The 15003-nt window shown below is 46.1% G+C and carries 14 protein-coding genes; 8 read left to right on the forward strand and 6 right to left on the reverse strand.

The window, feature by feature from the left end:
- Positions 1-756: 756 nt before the first annotated feature.
- The 4 genes from OCV29_RS12465 (at position 757) to OCV29_RS12480 (ending at position 6372) form a co-directional block, all read left to right on the forward strand.
- The gene (locus OCV29_RS12465) at positions 757-2550 is read left to right on the forward strand and encodes an ABC transporter substrate-binding protein (protein ID WP_073603140.1); all 1794 of its coding nucleotides are present in this window, start codon (positions 757-759) and stop codon (positions 2548-2550) included.
- A 92-nt stretch (positions 2551-2642) separates the two neighbouring features.
- The gene (locus tag OCV29_RS12470; protein ID WP_073603139.1) at positions 2643-3581 is read left to right on the forward strand and encodes an ABC transporter permease; all 939 of its coding nucleotides are present in this window, start codon (positions 2643-2645) and stop codon (positions 3579-3581) included.
- Positions 3582-3593: 12 nt separating this feature from the next.
- A complete protein-coding gene (locus OCV29_RS12475) occupies positions 3594-4658 on the forward strand; it encodes an ABC transporter permease (protein ID WP_084193273.1) in 1065 nt (354 codons plus the stop codon).
- A 13-nt stretch (positions 4659-4671) separates the two neighbouring features.
- On the forward strand, positions 4672-6372 hold the full coding sequence (locus tag OCV29_RS12480) for an ABC transporter ATP-binding protein (RefSeq protein ID WP_073603138.1): 1701 nt from the start codon (positions 4672-4674) through the stop codon (positions 6370-6372).
- A gap of 179 nt (positions 6373-6551) precedes the next feature.
- On the opposite strand, the gene OCV29_RS12485 is transcribed toward OCV29_RS12480, so the two are convergent.
- Positions 6552-7523 (reverse strand): GlxA family transcriptional regulator, encoded by a 972-nt coding sequence (locus OCV29_RS12485; RefSeq protein ID WP_073603137.1) that lies wholly within the window; start codon positions 7521-7523, stop codon positions 6552-6554.
- 149 nt (positions 7524-7672) lie between these two features.
- Between OCV29_RS12485 and OCV29_RS12490 the strand changes: the two genes are divergently transcribed.
- Positions 7673-8143 carry a nuclear transport factor 2 family protein gene (locus OCV29_RS12490; RefSeq protein WP_073603136.1) on the forward strand — a complete coding sequence of 157 codons (471 nt, stop codon included), beginning with the start codon at positions 7673-7675 and terminating at the stop codon, positions 8141-8143.
- Positions 8144-8204: 61 nt separating this feature from the next.
- Here the strand turns inward: OCV29_RS12490 and OCV29_RS12495 are convergent, their stop codons facing one another.
- Together OCV29_RS12495 and OCV29_RS12500 are read right to left on the reverse strand one after the other, a co-directional pair.
- Positions 8205-8558 (reverse strand): hypothetical protein, encoded by a 354-nt coding sequence (locus tag OCV29_RS12495; RefSeq protein ID WP_073603135.1) that lies wholly within the window; start codon positions 8556-8558, stop codon positions 8205-8207.
- A 137-nt stretch (positions 8559-8695) separates the two neighbouring features.
- On the reverse strand, positions 8696-9415 hold the full coding sequence (locus OCV29_RS12500; RefSeq protein WP_073603134.1) for a carbonic anhydrase: 720 nt from the start codon (positions 9413-9415) through the stop codon (positions 8696-8698).
- Positions 9416-10166: 751 nt separating this feature from the next.
- On the opposite strand from OCV29_RS12500, the gene OCV29_RS12505 reads away from it, so the two are divergent.
- Entirely contained in the window at positions 10167-10568 is a 402-nt protein-coding gene (locus OCV29_RS12505; protein ID WP_073603133.1) for a C-GCAxxG-C-C family (seleno)protein, read from the forward strand.
- Positions 10569-10607: 39 nt separating this feature from the next.
- On the forward strand, positions 10608-10931 hold the full coding sequence (locus tag OCV29_RS12510; protein ID WP_073603132.1) for a hypothetical protein: 324 nt from the start codon (positions 10608-10610) through the stop codon (positions 10929-10931).
- Between the two features lie 500 nt (positions 10932-11431).
- Here the strand turns inward: OCV29_RS12510 and OCV29_RS12515 are convergent, their stop codons facing one another.
- A complete protein-coding gene (locus OCV29_RS12515) occupies positions 11432-12433 on the reverse strand; it encodes a hypothetical protein (RefSeq protein WP_073603131.1) in 1002 nt (333 codons plus the stop codon).
- A gap of 259 nt (positions 12434-12692) precedes the next feature.
- A complete protein-coding gene (locus tag OCV29_RS12520; RefSeq protein ID WP_139281545.1) occupies positions 12693-13679 on the reverse strand; it encodes a hypothetical protein in 987 nt (328 codons plus the stop codon).
- A gap of 736 nt (positions 13680-14415) precedes the next feature.
- Between OCV29_RS12520 and OCV29_RS12525 the strand changes: the two genes are divergently transcribed.
- The gene (locus OCV29_RS12525) at positions 14416-14616 is read left to right on the forward strand and encodes a hypothetical protein (RefSeq protein WP_139281544.1); all 201 of its coding nucleotides are present in this window, start codon (positions 14416-14418) and stop codon (positions 14614-14616) included.
- Between the two features lie 66 nt (positions 14617-14682).
- Here OCV29_RS12525 and OCV29_RS12530 read toward each other — a convergent pair whose 3' ends face one another.
- On the reverse strand, positions 14683-14859 hold the full coding sequence (locus tag OCV29_RS12530) for a hypothetical protein (protein ID WP_175561524.1): 177 nt from the start codon (positions 14857-14859) through the stop codon (positions 14683-14685).
- Between the last annotated feature and the right edge of the window lie 144 nt (positions 14860-15003).

Consider the following 15003-nt stretch of genomic DNA (forward strand, 5'->3'; position numbering starts at 1 on the left):
CAACGCACAAAATCAGTGCACCCCGTCAAAGATGCACCATAAGAATGCAAAAATGTGCCATATAGACTTTCATACAAATTCAAGGGTAAAATGGCTCAAGCGAAGGCGAAAACCTCTTTAAATCATTTAAAATCATAATCTTATAATAATTCCACAACGCGCCTGACCGAACAAATATGCAACGAAGATATTAAACTCACTTGTCTACATTTTTTCATTATCTGAAAATTATTTTATTATTTGAGATTTTTTCCCGAAAAAATTCAGCCTTCCGCAAAAAGACATTTGCCCCAATAAAAAAATTATGATTAAAAATCATCAGGTTAACATGAAAAGCTGACAAATTTCACCAAAATGAATCTCATCTGAAATCAATTCCATCATCTCAATCAAGGCTCGCATCTTGAGCTGAGATATGATATCAAGAAAAAAACCATGAAAAGTGCTTACAATACAACATATTATATATGGAATATGTTTATCTTTTTATCCATATTGATAAATAGATAATATGGTTATTTTTTAGACGAGTTGTATAGACATATTAACAGGACCGCGAAGAAAAACCATGCAATGGCGTATCTTTTGCAACTGTATATCAGTCATTTATCCACTCATGTGCAATGAATCATCCGATGATCATCCGGATATCACTGAAGAGATACACATTAAAATGCATGTTGGAAAGCTGGTTATCCGCGGGAAACAAGATAGTCGGAAACGTATATATCCAAAACTTAGAATGGAGAAGTTTTAATGATAATTAAGGACAAGTTTTTTAAAGCCGCTTTACTTGCAGCAGCAATCACCACCTCAGGTTCGCTTTATGCGGCAGGGCCACACGGCACACTCAATGTTGATATCGACGGACCAGCAACCGGGTTTGATCCTGCAAAAGTCGGTGACAACTATTCAATGCAGGTCGTAGGAAATGTTTATGACACCTTATTAACCTATGACTATCTGGCGCGTCCGGTCAAACTTGTTCCCAATGTCATTGAATCTATGCCTCAGATTACGAATGGCGGTAAAACATACACATTCAAAATTAAACCCGGTATTTATTTTGCTGATGATCCGGCATTTAAAGGAAAAAAGCGCGAACTGGTCGCAGCTGACTATGTTTACTCACTGAAACGAATTCTGGATAAAACCATCAACTCTCCAACCAACTATCTGTTGGCTGGCAAATTTGTTGGCGCAGATAAGCTGGTGAAAGCTGCTGGTAATGGCCCTTTGAATTACGATACAAAGATTGAAGGGATCAAAGCATTAGATAAATACACATTGCAGCTCAATCTGAAAGAGCCAAACTTCAACTTCTCAGTCATTATGGCAATGCCTTCTTTCGGCGCTGTCGCACGGGAAGTCATTGAAGCGAATGCAGCAAATACCAATGCGCACCCGGTCGGAACCGGCCCTTATACGCTATCAGACTGGAAACCCGGTAATCTCATTTCGCTGACTGCCAATCCAAACTTCCGTCATAAAGTGTTTGATTTCAAACCCGATCCATCGGATCCGGTTTCGGTCAAAGTTGCCAAAGAAATGCATGGCAAAACCATCCCGCAGATTAAGAACATCAACATTCATATCATTGAAGAAGAGCAACCGGCATGGCTGGCTTTCCTGAACAAACAGCTGGACTTATCCGGTATCCCGCAGCCAGCATACAAAGAAGCGCTGGTGATGAACCCGGACAACCCGCAAGACGTCAAACTGGCGAAAAAATTTGTTGATCAGGGCATCAGCCTCCAGCGTACCAAGCTCTTGGAAATCACCTTCTATTTCTTCAATATGGAAGATCCGGTTGTCGGCGGCTATACACCGAAGAAAATCGCTCTGCGTCGGGCGATTGCCATGGCTTATCCGCGTGCAGAAACCATCGCCCGTATCCGCCGTGGTCAGGCAACGCCGGTCAACTACATCATTCCTGAAGGTGTGGCAGGCCATAATCCGAATGTGACAAGTGCAGTTCAATATAACCCGGCCAAAGCCAATGCACTGCTCGATGCAGCCGGTTATAAAATCGGTGCGGATGGTTTCCGTACCCAGCCTGATGGTTCACCGTTATCGGTTGAAATGGGAACCGGAACCGCAGCAATTGACCGGGAATGGAACGAATTCTGGCAACAGACGTTTGATGCCGTCAAAATTAAGCTGACGTTTAAAACCGGCAAATGGAACGAACTGGCGAAAATGAACCGGGAAGGCAAACTCCAGATGTGGGGACTGGCCTGGTTTGCCGATTATCCGGACGGTGACAACTTCATGCAGATGTTCTACGGCCCGAATACCGGAGATTCCAACTGGTCAGGGTTTAACCTGCCAGCCGTCAATAAAGAGTACGAAGCCAGCCTGAAGCTGCCAGACGGACCTGAACGTCAGAAACTGTATGACAAAATTAACAAACAGGTCGCGCAATATCAGCCTTTTATCATGGGGGATACCCGGATTTCCAGCTCTGTCACTCACGATTATGTTCATGGGTACAAAAAACATCCGATCATCGGCTCCTGGCGTTATATGTCACTGGATGAGAAAAAATAAATTCATCCTTAATCGTTATATCTAGCTGTATATCATTCGATACGACCCGGTTCCATTGCGTCGTATCGAATGTTGTTGTACCAGGAGAATTCATGCTTTCTTATATTATCCGCAGAAGCTGGCAAATGATTCCGACCCTGCTTGGCGTTATGTTGCTGCTGTTTATACTTTATTCGTTAGTTGGTGGTGACCCATCCTACATTCTGGCCGGTAAAAGCCTGAACGCTGAAATGCTCGCCAGTATCCGGGCACAACTGGGGCTGGATAAGAGCCTGCCGGAACAGTTTCTTATCTTTATCAAACAGGTGCTGACGATGGATTTCGGCACTTCATGGTCAACTCAACAGCCGGTGTCCGAAATTATCGGCAACCGGGTCGGCCCTTCGGTCATGTTACTGCTGACCTGGCAAATCTTCTCGCTGTTTTTCTCACTGCTGATAGCTGCATCCGTTGCTTACTATAACGGCAGTATTTATGATCGCACTGTCACTATTCTTTCCACGTTTGCGATGTCTATCAGTATTCTGGTTTATATTATCGCCGGGCAATATTTTCTCGCTTATAAGCTCCATTGGTTTCCGGTCTTTGGCTGGGGTGACGACCTGTGGGAAAACCTCCTGATTTATATTCCGCTGCCACTACTGATCGGACTGACGGTCAGCATCGCGCCCGACACCCGGTTTTACCGCACCTGTTTTGTCGAAGAGATTAACCATGACTATGTGCGCACAGCACGGGCGAAAGGTTTACCGGAACGAAAAGTCATCTTAAAACACGTGATGCGTAACGCATTGATTCCGATTGTCACCGGTGTGATGTCTTCTCTGCCTTATATGATTACCGGCTCAGTCCTGATGGAACGTTTTTTTGGAATTCCGGGGCTGGGTAATGAAATACTCAAGGCGGTGAACAACAGTGATTTCCCGGTCATTAAGGCCATTACGATTTATCTGGTGATTGCCATTATGATTTTTAATCTGCTTGCAGATCTGATCTATAAGCTGGTTGATCCACGCGTGAAACTGAAATAGGAAGGACAGACCGTGAATTCTCAAACCAATGAACTCAGTCTGGACGCAGAATCAACCGTATCAGACGCACCAGCCCGCAGTCTATGGCGCCTTGGCTGGCAACGATTAAAGAAAGATAAAGTCGGCTATATCAGCCTGTTTATTGTCATCTTCTATTTATTATTATCTCTGGCCGGATGGATGAACCTGATCGGTTCTGACTGGCGGGAAGAAATTGCACTGCCGTATGCGCCACCCACCTTTGCCAGCTGGGAAAAACGCGGCACGGAAGTCAAAGCCAGCAGCATTCAGGGGGTTGAACAGGAAACCCTTGAAGCAGATGCAGATGATCCGCTGGCTGCTTTAATGGCGGAAGCGGATACCAATGAAGATCAGTATGAAACAGAAACGGTACAAAAAGCCGATTCGCTGATTCTGGGCGCAGATGGTCGCGGACGCGACATTCTGCAAAAAACCTTAAAAGGTACTTCAGTATCGGTCACAGTGGCTCTGTTCGGCTCTCTCTGTGCGATTATTATCGGAACCATTTTAGGCGCACTGGCTGGTTATTTCGGCAAATGGGTCGATGACCTGCTGATGTGGTTTTACAGCATTTTCACCTCCATTCCGGACATGCTACTGCTGCTCTCTTTCGCCGTCGTATTTTCCCGCGGCATTGACACGCTGATTATCATCTTCGGTCTGACCTCATGGACTTATGTTTTCCGGATTATGCGGGCAGAATTTATGAAGCATAAAGACCGGGAATATATTCAGGCCGCCGATGCGATTGGTGCCGGACACGCCCGCAAGATGTTCCTGCATATTCTGCCGAACGTCAGTCATTTGCTCCTGGTGCAATTCTCTATTCTGACTGTCGGTATGATCAAATCAGAGGTGGTGCTTTCTTTTCTCGGATTCGGGGTCAGTATTACCCAGACCAGCTGGGGCTCGATGCTGGCAGAAGTGCCGTCCGAACTGCTTCAGGGCTATTGGTGGCAGATGGTCACAGTCACTGTGTTTATGTCCATTCTGGTCACCGCCTTCAGTCTGCTGACAGACAGTATGCGTGACGCGTTAGACCCGAAAGTGAAGTGATGAGGGAAGCATAATGAACAAACCTTTATTATCCGTGAAGAATTTAAAGGTCGACTTCAGACTGGAAGATGGCGACCTGTTTCACGCATTAAAAACCATTAGTTTTACCGTACCGGAAAACACTACTGTAGCGCTTGTAGGAGAATCCGGTTCCGGCAAGTCCGTGACTTCCATGGCATTGATGGGCTTACTCCCGGTATCAAATACACTCATCTCTGAGCAAAGTCAGATTGAGTTTGATGGCCGGGATGTACTCAAGATGTCGAAAAAAGAGTTGCAAACCCTGCGTGGCAGCGATGTTGCGATGATTTTTCAAGAGCCCATGAGCTCGCTAAATCCGGTATTCAGTATTGGTGATCAAATTATTGAAACCCTGCTGGAACATAAAAAGATCAGTAAAAAAGCCGCCAGAGAGAGGGCGATTGAACTGCTGACGGAAGTCGGTCTGCCTGATCCGGCCAACCGGCTCAAAGCTTATCCGCATGAGCTGTCTGGCGGGCAGCAACAGCGGGTCATGATTGCCATGGCAATCGCCTGTGAGCCTAAATTGCTGATTGCAGACGAACCCACCACCGCGCTGGACGTGACCATTCAGAAACAGATTCTGGAACTGATCGCAGACATGCAGAAAAAGCATCAAATGTCGGTGTTATTTATCACCCACGATCTGGGTGTTGTGGCTGAATTTGCCGATCAGGTCGTGGTGATGCGCCATGGTCATATCTGTGAACAAGGGGATATCAAAACCATTTTCACGCAACCGGAGCATCCTTATACCAAGGCGTTGTTAAACTGCCGTCCGACACTCGATTACCGCCCTGAACGACTGGCAGTAATTGACGACTTTCTTCAGGAAGGCAACTATCAGATGCCGGCAGAACGCTCACGTGGCTACAAGTCCGACGGCGATATCGTTCTGGATGTCAAAGACCTGCGTAAATATTTCCAAATCAGAACCGGGTTGTTCAGCCACCGGGATTTAAAAGCGGTCGATGGCGTCTCCTTTCAGCTGCAGCGTGGTAAAACACTCGGGATTGTCGGGGAATCAGGTTCAGGTAAATCCACTGTCGGACATACCATTATGCGTCTGTTTGAGCCCACATCCGGCCAGGCCTTTTACCGGGGTGATGATCTGCTGAGTATGACCGATGAGGAATTTAAACCCCTCAAACGCCGTGTGCAGATTATCTTCCAGAATCCTTATGCTTCACTCAATCCGCGCTTTACGGTCGGGCAAATCCTGACAGAGCCGATGATGCTTCACAACATCGGTGCGAATCAGGCAGAACGGCGCAAAATGGCTGAAGCGTTGCTGGAACGGGTCAGCCTGCCGAAAGGCGCATACAATAAATATCCTCATGAGTTCTCCGGCGGCCAGCGACAGCGGATTGCCATTGCCCGCTGTCTGACGCTGAAACCGGAAGTACTGATCTGTGATGAATCGGTCTCCGCACTGGATGTGTCCGTCCAGGCGCAGGTGCTGAATTTGCTTCAGGATTTACAGGATGAATATCAGCTCTCTTATCTGTTTATTTCGCATGACCTGTCTGTGGTGAAACATATCTCAGATCAGATTATGGTGATGCAAAAAGGCAAAGTGATTGAGATAGGCGATGCCGATGCGATTTACGCCAACCCGCAGGACGAATACACCCGGAATCTGATCAACGCCATTCCTCGGGATCCAATGCGTGGTAAAGCCTTACTTATTTAAAAATAATTTGGGTTTAAAAATCAGCTGGTTTGAAAATCTCTGTTTATTTCAATCGAACAGTGAAACAGATCAGTGAAACAAGATCAGATTGTCAGGTTAAAGCGGCTGAAATCCGATGAAGCCGCTCATCTGGATGTGTCTGGTGGCGCAAACAGACAAGGGCATTCAGGTTTCAGGTTTCAGGTATAGAAGCGTTGCCGGTAATCACTCGGATTGATCCCGATTCGCCGGATAAATGCCCGCCGCATTAAATCCACATTGGTAAAACCACATTGAGAGGCAATTCGCTGTAGCTGAGTTTCACTGTCTTCCAGCATTCTCCGGGCTGCATCCACGCGGGCCAGTTCCACAAAATCAGCGGGGGTGCCACCAGTTTCCCGGCGAAACAAACGGCTGAAATTACGCACACTCATCGCCGCTCTGTCTGCCAGAACCGGCAGGGACAAATCCTGTGCCAGATTAGCAAGAACCCAGCGTTGCACCGCTTCAATACGGCTCTCTGCTGCCATCTGTGCAGCAAGGTGTGCACTGAACTGAGACTGTCCGCCGGGTCTGCGCAGAAAAACCACTAACCGGCGGGCAATCTTCAACGCCAGCTCGCGGCCGTAATCATCTTCAATCAGTTTGAGTGACAAGTCGATACCGGCCGTAATCCCGGCGGAAGTACACAATGCGCCATCCTGCACGTACACAGAATCCGGAAAGACTTCAGCCTGCGGATAACGTGCCGCCAGTTCTTTGGCCTGCTGCCAGTGTGTTGTCACCTGTTTCCCATTCAGCAAACCAGCCGCCCCCAGAAAAAAGGCGCCGGTGCATACCGACCCATAACGTCTGATCCCGGGTGTCCGGCGCCGGAGCCATGTATGAAATGCCGCCATCGAAAAAGCCTGATGGTAATCATGCGTTCCCGCAACCAGCAGGGTATCAATGGGAAAATCCGGGTCAGACAATGCATGATCAGCAATCATAGTCATGCCATCAATATCGATTTGTTGATGCACTCCGGCTGCAAGGGTCCGTACATCATATTGAATCTCACCATTCGTCTGCCGGTAAGCTTCCCGGAAAGCCGCCAGTGGCCCGGAGACATCAAGAGGCTGTGCCTTCGGCGGCACGACAATCACAATGGTCCGCTGTTTTTTATCTGTCATTTGTATCGCCCACATCCGTTCGTTTTATGTCTGGCTGAAATCGCCGTCACTATGTCTTAATAAGACGTTAACTGCTTATTGAGACAAAACATCATACCGATAGAATAGAGACAAGCAATATGACCGACCCGACATAATGGAGAAAAGACATGACTGAAATCAGACCCCCTTTGCCACCTTTTGATTCAAAAACAGCAGCAGAGAAAGTACGCCTGGCAGAAGATGGCTGGAACAGCCGCGATGCCGCTAAAGTTGCCCTCGCCTACTCAACCGGCACAAAGTGGCGCAACCGGACTTATTTCGTCAGTAACCGGGCAGAAGCACAGGTATTTCTGACGCAAAAATGGCAAAAAGAGCATGAATACCGGCTGATTAAAGAGCTGTTTGCTTTTCGTGATAACCGCATTTCTGTTCGTTATGCGTATGAATGGCGGGATGACAGCGGACAATGGTTCCGGTCTTATGGTAATGAAAACTGGATATTTGATGAAACCGGGCTGATGAAGGAGCGCCACGCCAGTATCAATGATCTGCCTCTGAAGGAATCAGAACGAAAATTTCACTGGCCACTTGGAAGAAGGCCCGATGACCATCCGGGACTGAGTGATTTGGGATTATAATTGACATCATGCTCAGCAGAATGACCCACACCAGATCACGCTGAACAAACCGCGGCTTTATTTACCCTAATAAATTGCCGCGAATCCCCTGATAGATGTTCAGCACCCGATCATGAGCAGGTTTGTGTTCCGCAAAAAAATGTAAACAAATCCGCGCGCTGTCTTCATAGCCTTCCGGCAATTCGAGGTTTAAATCACTCGCCATCCGGCGGGCATAAGCCAGCTGCTTTTCTGTCGGTAGTTTCAGTTCATCGGGAATGGCAGACTGAATGGCATCGGTCAGTTGCTGTTCAAACTCCGGCCACTCACTGAGATCCAGTGTGGTTTTTTCTGTCAGCGATGCGAGTTTTATTTGCTCTGGGGTGAGACGGTAAGAAAAAGTAACCTGACCAACAGTAAATTGCACTTTATCCATTGAAAATCTTTGCCTGACGTGATTTTTGCTTTCTGGCTATGATATCAGCAGCGATCAGAATAAGCTACCGATGCAGGTGGTTGAGCCCGGCGGAATCATATCACCGGGCTATCATCAGACTGCTGAGAAACAGTGCATTAATTTGAAGTGACCAGACGGGCATTCAATGGCTGTAACGGGCGGTTGTTATGGCCCATCACACCCATCATCGCCTGTTGCTGGCTGCCAGAGAGTGTTTTGGTATCTTTCAGCACAAACCATCGCACCCCTTCACTACATGGCGGAGTGGTCAGAGAACCATTGAAACGATAGTAAGTTTGCGTTGAGTCCGGCAGTAGATCCTTCACTTTCAACGGGTGTGCGAATTTTTCACTATGACCCGTTTTTGGCAGGTTCGCCGTCAATTTATCCATAAACTGGCTTTTTTGCCCTTTGTCGAACATCACAGCAATCACTGCAAGGTTGCCATCTTTATCCTGATTTACAAAATGAGCTTCCATTGCAAACTGGTGATTATTGATATAGTTTTCTGATGGCGTATGAAAATGGAACTGCGCCAGTTTAAATGTTTTACCGTCTACCGTCAGTGTATTATCACCGGCAACTTTGGCCTGAATTGTGTGCCCGTTGTTCACAATACCAAGAACGGTACCATTATAATGAATTTCAAGCGGCTTAATACTTGCCTTCACCGCCTGATTAATATCGATTGGGCTCTGGTTATTTCCCGCCTGACAGGTTTCAGACACTTCTCCCCAGTTTTCCGGGTTATGCTTGCCCGAATATCCCCATTCAGATGCTGTCGCATTTCCCATCATCGCGACCGAAGCCGACAGAGCCAGCAGATAATACTTCATAAAAATCTCCCGTTGTATTTTGCAAAATAGTTATTATAAAAACAGCTTATATAGCGATTAGTGATAATAACAGCCCGCAATGTACAAATAACGATCGAATTTTTTATTTTCATACCTGGCGCACATTATAATATCCTTATGATTTGTAAGGAAAATATCTCATTATTTATGTATACACATTTAATGTGCAACAAACATATTTATTTAATGTATGACTTATCAATAGCTTAAGTTCAAATATAAAACTTTAAGCATATAAAAATATACAGATAACTCAGAGAAGAAACGGGTGATGATCCATGAAAAATTCAGACGAAAACGGGGGTGATTCAGATGTAACAGAAGGTTACAGCGTAAAAACCGGACTCAGTGAAAATGTCATCAGGACAATCAGGCTTATCACACTGAGTCTGGTTGGGTATATACCCATTTGGATATAAGTTAAGAGAGGGCGATGAGTAATCCCACACCTAGTAAAACTGCCATAATAAATTCCATAAGCGACTCCAACTCCATGCTGATAAACAGACTTCATCCTGTCTCAAAACTTATTCATGAAAAGTCTGAGATTTATACTACTCATACTTAAAAGTATATGTAAAAGGTAGCAATTACACAGAAAAGTTTAAATAAGCAGCAGGAAGTAATTTCAGGCCAGATCACATTTTTAAATCAATAAACAACGTAAAAACCATTAAAACCACAATTAAAATAACCTCTTCAGGTGGTTAAAAACAGGAAGAAAAAAGCAATGAAATTACAAAATCTTATTGAACAGGGATATCAAACCCGGAACGACCTCAATTGTGCTGAGGCCATATTGAAGGGAGCTAACGACGCATACGATTTAGGCCTGAATGAGCAGACCATCCGGCTCGCAGCAGGCTTCGGAGGTGGTATGGGGGTTGAAAAGGCCTGTGGCGTCGTGACCGGTATGGCGATGGTACTCAGCTCGATGTATGCCAAAGAAAGAGGACACACCAGCCCGGAAATGAAAGAGAAAATAAAACGGGCGATCGAAAAGTTTGAATCTCAATATCAGTCAACCGATTGTCGTTGTCTGAAAGCAAAACACCGGGACGAAAAAACAGGATGCCACGGGCTGATTCTTGCTGGCGGGAAGATTCTGGATGAGATCGTTGAAGCCGAATAGTGCGCTTCCGGGAAGGTAATACAGATATCCGGATCAGATATGTTGCGCGTCGGCCTTTTTCACGCTCTTCAACAAAGCCGAACGCGCACCAGCCTCTTTTTGAAGGAACAAAAAGAGACGAAAAATTCCTTTTTTATTCAGCTTCTGTGCGCGGGACAGGACCGGTTTTTACCGTCTTCCATGGCGGGAAAAACCTTCAACAGATGTCGTGTCTGTTACTCCTTTGTTTTGACGGGGAATTTGAATTTGGATGGAAGAACCCTCATAAGCCTCGTTACCATGCTCCAGCGTGGTAATGAATACCTGACCCAAAGAATATTTGAAGATCTGTCCCTGTTAGATTCCGGCTCTGGCTTCCTTTAGTTCTTTGGCATCCGGACCAAGTGTTGCGCAGCGAAAATATTACCCAATGCGAAACTAGAGAAAATTCAATGCGCCGGTCATCTGTGTCTGATGGACAGGCCTGAAGCGTTTAATCAAGCTATTCTCATGTTTTTACTGGTTGATTGATCTTACAAAACTTCAGCGCAGCTTTATGGATGCGCTGAAAAGTTTTTCAATTTCAGTAACATCACCGTTCGCGTATCAGTGACTCTTTTTGCTCTACCACAAACACTCACGGGAAGAAGATTCTGGCAATGAAGCTGGTTTGGTACGCTCATACATCCAACGATCCAAGCGGCTTATGGTGCATGCGTCCCAGCCCATTTTCACGGCGGAAAACGGGCGAAAACGCCTTTTTACCACGCGCTGGCCGGATCGGGACTGGAAGCGCATCCCTGCGCCCAATCCCTGAAATTCATCCTGAATTTCCCTGAATCATTGCTCAATGAAACTATAGTGAAGAGACTCAAAATAACGCCTTAAGCTGGTTCAAAAATATTCAGCTCAGGCCCGGTAGCCGGAATATGCTCTTCCCGCTGCCAGACAATGATTTCATCCAGCTTCTTCGCGTAGTCCTCATCACTCATCTCCCGCCAGTAGGTCGGATTACGGCCGGTTTTTTTATCATGGGCGGCGGTGGTTTCATCCTGCTCACGGAAAGGCTCCAGTATCGGGATATCCGGCAGGGGCTGGCTCACATCCATATATTGCTGAATCATATTCCACACCCGCAGGTACTCTTCCTGCGACAGATGCATCCCACACATCGAACCCAGCCCGATGGCGCCTTCATTGTAATCATGATAACGGTGCACCAGTTTCAGGTGATGACTCAGCAATCCCTGATGGTTCGGGTTACTCATCAGAATACAGTCAAACTCAATAAACGGATGACTGAATATCACCCGGTTTCCTTTACCGTATAACGTCACCATCCCGGTTTCCCGGCTCAGGGTAAAACGTTTACGGGCAAAAAGAGAAAGGTGCTCGATTTTAAAAAACTTATCTACAACACCATTGACTAGCCATTTGGGACCGTTAAAGAGACACATCGGGGCATAGATTACTATAGCTGGCAGAGCAATATACAATATAAAAGTCGATAAAATATAAATAGTTCCATCTAACCCGGCTTTTCCAGTTAAAGGAATAAGTGAAACTAAACTGACTAAAGGAAAAATAAACTGGAGTATAAATTTTGCACACGCAGCCATAAAAAAATAAAACCCCAGCCATCTTACAAAAGTATAAGGTTCTAATCTGTTCTGATTCCAGTATAAATCGATCCCTACTTCAGCACTGTTCTCATGTACCGATGATTTGTATCCTCTGATCACGGAGGTCGCAATACTGTTGTGATCTGCCCGAGTGAAAGCAAACCTCTTTCCCCGCCGGTACAGACTTTCATACCAGCTGCTTTTACCGGGTCTGGGCTGTGGGGTGAAATCTCGGCTGTTATAGGCGCCGGGTTGATAAGCCATTGAGTTTTCGTTTATTTAGAAGAGGATTCAGGCATTGAAGCAGGTTTGGTACGCTCATACATCCAACGCTCCAAGCGGCTTATGGTGCATGTGTCCCAGCCCATTTTCACGGCGGAAAACGGGCGAAAACGCCTTTTTACCACGCGCTGGCCGGATCGGGACTGGAAGCGCATCCCTGCGCCCAATCCCTGAAATTCATCCTGAATTTCCCTGGGTCATTGCTCAATGAAACCACAGTGAAGAGACTCAAAATAACGCCTTAAGCTGGCTCAAAAATATTCAGCTCAGGCCCGGTTGGCGGTAAATCTTCTTCCCGCTGGATTCTGGCAATTTCCGTGATTTTTTGCTCAAACGCTTCATCGGTCATCTCACGCCAGTAACGGGGATTGCGCCCGGTTTGCTTATCATAAGCTACTGTCGTTTCATCCTGCTCACGAAAAGGTTCCAGCATCGGGATATCCGGCAGGGGCTGGCTCACATCCATATACTGCTGAATCATATTCCACAAGCGTCTGTACTCGGCCCGTGGCATATTCACGCCAGACATCACCCCGATATTAATCCCCTGTCCATAATCATGATAACGGTGCATTAACATCAGCTGATAACTTAATAATCCCTGATGGTTCGGGTTGCTGGCCAGAATACAGTCAAATTCAATAAATGGATGAGTAAAAATAACCCGGTTCTTTTCCCCGTATAATGTCACCATGCCGGTTTCACGGTTCATGGTGTATCGCTTGCGGGCAAATAAAGACACCTTCTCTTTATCGATTTGCGGATCACGCCAGTTAAGCCAGAGAATTGGGCTGTAGATAATTATCGCAGGAAGGGCAATATACAGATTAATTTCTATAAAAAAATCAAATACATCCCATAAAGTCCATGCATCACTAAATGATATAATAACACATAAAAAAACAAAAAAGGGGTAAGCAAACTGTAAAGCAACTTTTGCCATAGAAGCAATAAAAAAATAAAATCCAGCCCAGCGAACAAACGTATATGGCTCTAAGCGCTGATGAGTCCAAAATTGTCCCAAACAGTTATCATCACCATTGACTAATGAAGGCGTTTGCTCCCTGATGGCGGAAGTCGCAATACTGTCATTCACCTGTGAATAGCCAAATTTTTCACCGCGCCGGTGCATTCGCTCTGACCAGCCCGGGTTTTCAGCCGGACGGGGCTGACGTTTAAAATCGCGGCTATTATAAGCCGTTGGTTGATAAGTACGGTTCATTCTCATGTTTTTTCTGGTTGATTGATCCCACAGGCTCTAACGCATCAGTGACTCTTTTTGCGCTGCCACAAAGACTCACGGGAAGAAGATTTTAGCATTGAAGCAAGTTTGGTACGCTCATACATCCAACGATCCAAGCGGCTTATGGTGCATGCGTCCCAGCCCATTTTCACGGCGGAAAACGGGCGAAAACGCCTTTTTACCACGCGCTGGCCGGATCGGAATTGGAAGCGCATCCTTGCGCCCAATCCCTGAAATTCATCCTGAATTTCCCTCGGTCATTGCTCAAATCATCCACTGTTTACTGTGAAAAGACACCAATCCTTCTGTTAAGAAGCAATCAACAATAATCTTATATGAGATATATTTAAATCTTATTTATGACTTTCCTGAGGATTATATCGATGAAGATCACACTTTTTTGTCTGCTAAAAACCATACTTTCAATCCATTGACTTCATTGTCACCCCAACCGTAAACTACTGCCTTCACTGGCAAAATCCAGTGAATGGGATTGGCCTCTCAAACTGAAACCACTAGACATATAGAAGCTGGCATTTATATTAGTTTCTGTGTGGAGCCTTGGCACACCTGTACTTTTTCAGAATGACGGTGAGCTGAGCAGGGGCGCTTCGGCGCGCCGTTTCCTAGTGGGCGGTAAGGCCAACCTTGTTCAGTTCACCACCATATAGTTTGGCCTCTGTATGGTGGTGAGTTACCTGTCATAACCATTAGGAAAAGAATGATGCTTGAAATGCTTCCCTACAAACCCGACATTGCCCTGAAAGCACGGGAACTTATCCTCGAATTCAGTCAGACAATCGATGATCATCATGCCGATGCTCAGATGATTGATCAGATACAAAACTATCTGAATAACCTGATCACCTTACATGCTCTGCGACATCAGGCGCTGGAGGATTCCGTTTCCGGAATATCGTGAACTGGCAGGCTGGCTTAAAATGAACGGAGAAACAGAAAGGGGCGTTCAAGTGCCGCCCCTGATTGATTAGGAAGCTGACAATGGTTCAAAAATATTCAGCTCTGGCCCGGTGGCCGGAATATGCGCTTCCCGCTGCCAGACAATGATTTCATCCAGCTCCTGATCTTCTTTTATTTTGCCTGAATTCGCAGATCGATCCCACAGGCTCTGGCGCAGTTTTTGATGCGCTAAAAGGTCTTTCAATTTCAGTCACATCTCCGTTCGCGTATCAGTGACTCTTTTTGCGCTGCCAAAAAGACTCACGGGAAGAAGATATTAGCATTGAAGCAGGTTTGGAACGCTCATACATCCAACGATCCAAGCGGCTTAAGGTGCATGCGTCCCAGC

Source organism: Vibrio aerogenes, from assembly GCF_024346755.1.
Classification (GTDB): Bacteria; Pseudomonadota; Gammaproteobacteria; order Enterobacterales; family Vibrionaceae; genus Vibrio; species Vibrio aerogenes.

Bases quoted from the DNA above. Each gene is read 5' to 3' on its own strand.
- OCV29_RS12495 (WP_073603135.1), bottom strand. From the start codon at position 8,558: ATGGATAAAGTGCAATTTACTGTTGGTCAGGTTACTTTTTCTTACCGT.
- OCV29_RS12470 (WP_073603139.1), top strand. From the start codon at position 2,643: ATGCTTTCTTATATTATCCGCAGAAGCTGGCAAATGATTCCGACCCTG.
- OCV29_RS12480 (WP_073603138.1), top strand. From the start codon at position 4,672: ATGAACAAACCTTTATTATCCGTGAAGAATTTAAAGGTCGACTTCAGA.
- OCV29_RS12500 (WP_073603134.1), bottom strand. From the start codon at position 9,415: ATGAAGTATTATCTGCTGGCTCTGTCGGCTTCGGTCGCGATGATGGGA.
- OCV29_RS12485 (WP_073603137.1), bottom strand. From the start codon at position 7,523: ATGACAGATAAAAAACAGCGGACCATTGTGATTGTCGTGCCGCCGAAG.
- OCV29_RS12515 (WP_073603131.1), bottom strand. From the start codon at position 12,433: ATGGCTTATCAACCCGGCGCCTATAACAGCCGAGATTTCACCCCACAG.
- OCV29_RS12510 (WP_073603132.1), top strand. From the start codon at position 10,608: ATGTTGCGCGTCGGCCTTTTTCACGCTCTTCAACAAAGCCGAACGCGC.
- OCV29_RS12525 (WP_139281544.1), top strand. From the start codon at position 14,416: ATGATGCTTGAAATGCTTCCCTACAAACCCGACATTGCCCTGAAAGCA.
- OCV29_RS12465 (WP_073603140.1), top strand. From the start codon at position 757: ATGATAATTAAGGACAAGTTTTTTAAAGCCGCTTTACTTGCAGCAGCA.
- OCV29_RS12520 (WP_139281545.1), bottom strand. From the start codon at position 13,679: ATGAGAATGAACCGTACTTATCAACCAACGGCTTATAATAGCCGCGAT.
- OCV29_RS12490 (WP_073603136.1), top strand. From the start codon at position 7,673: ATGACTGAAATCAGACCCCCTTTGCCACCTTTTGATTCAAAAACAGCA.
- OCV29_RS12505 (WP_073603133.1), top strand. From the start codon at position 10,167: ATGAAATTACAAAATCTTATTGAACAGGGATATCAAACCCGGAACGAC.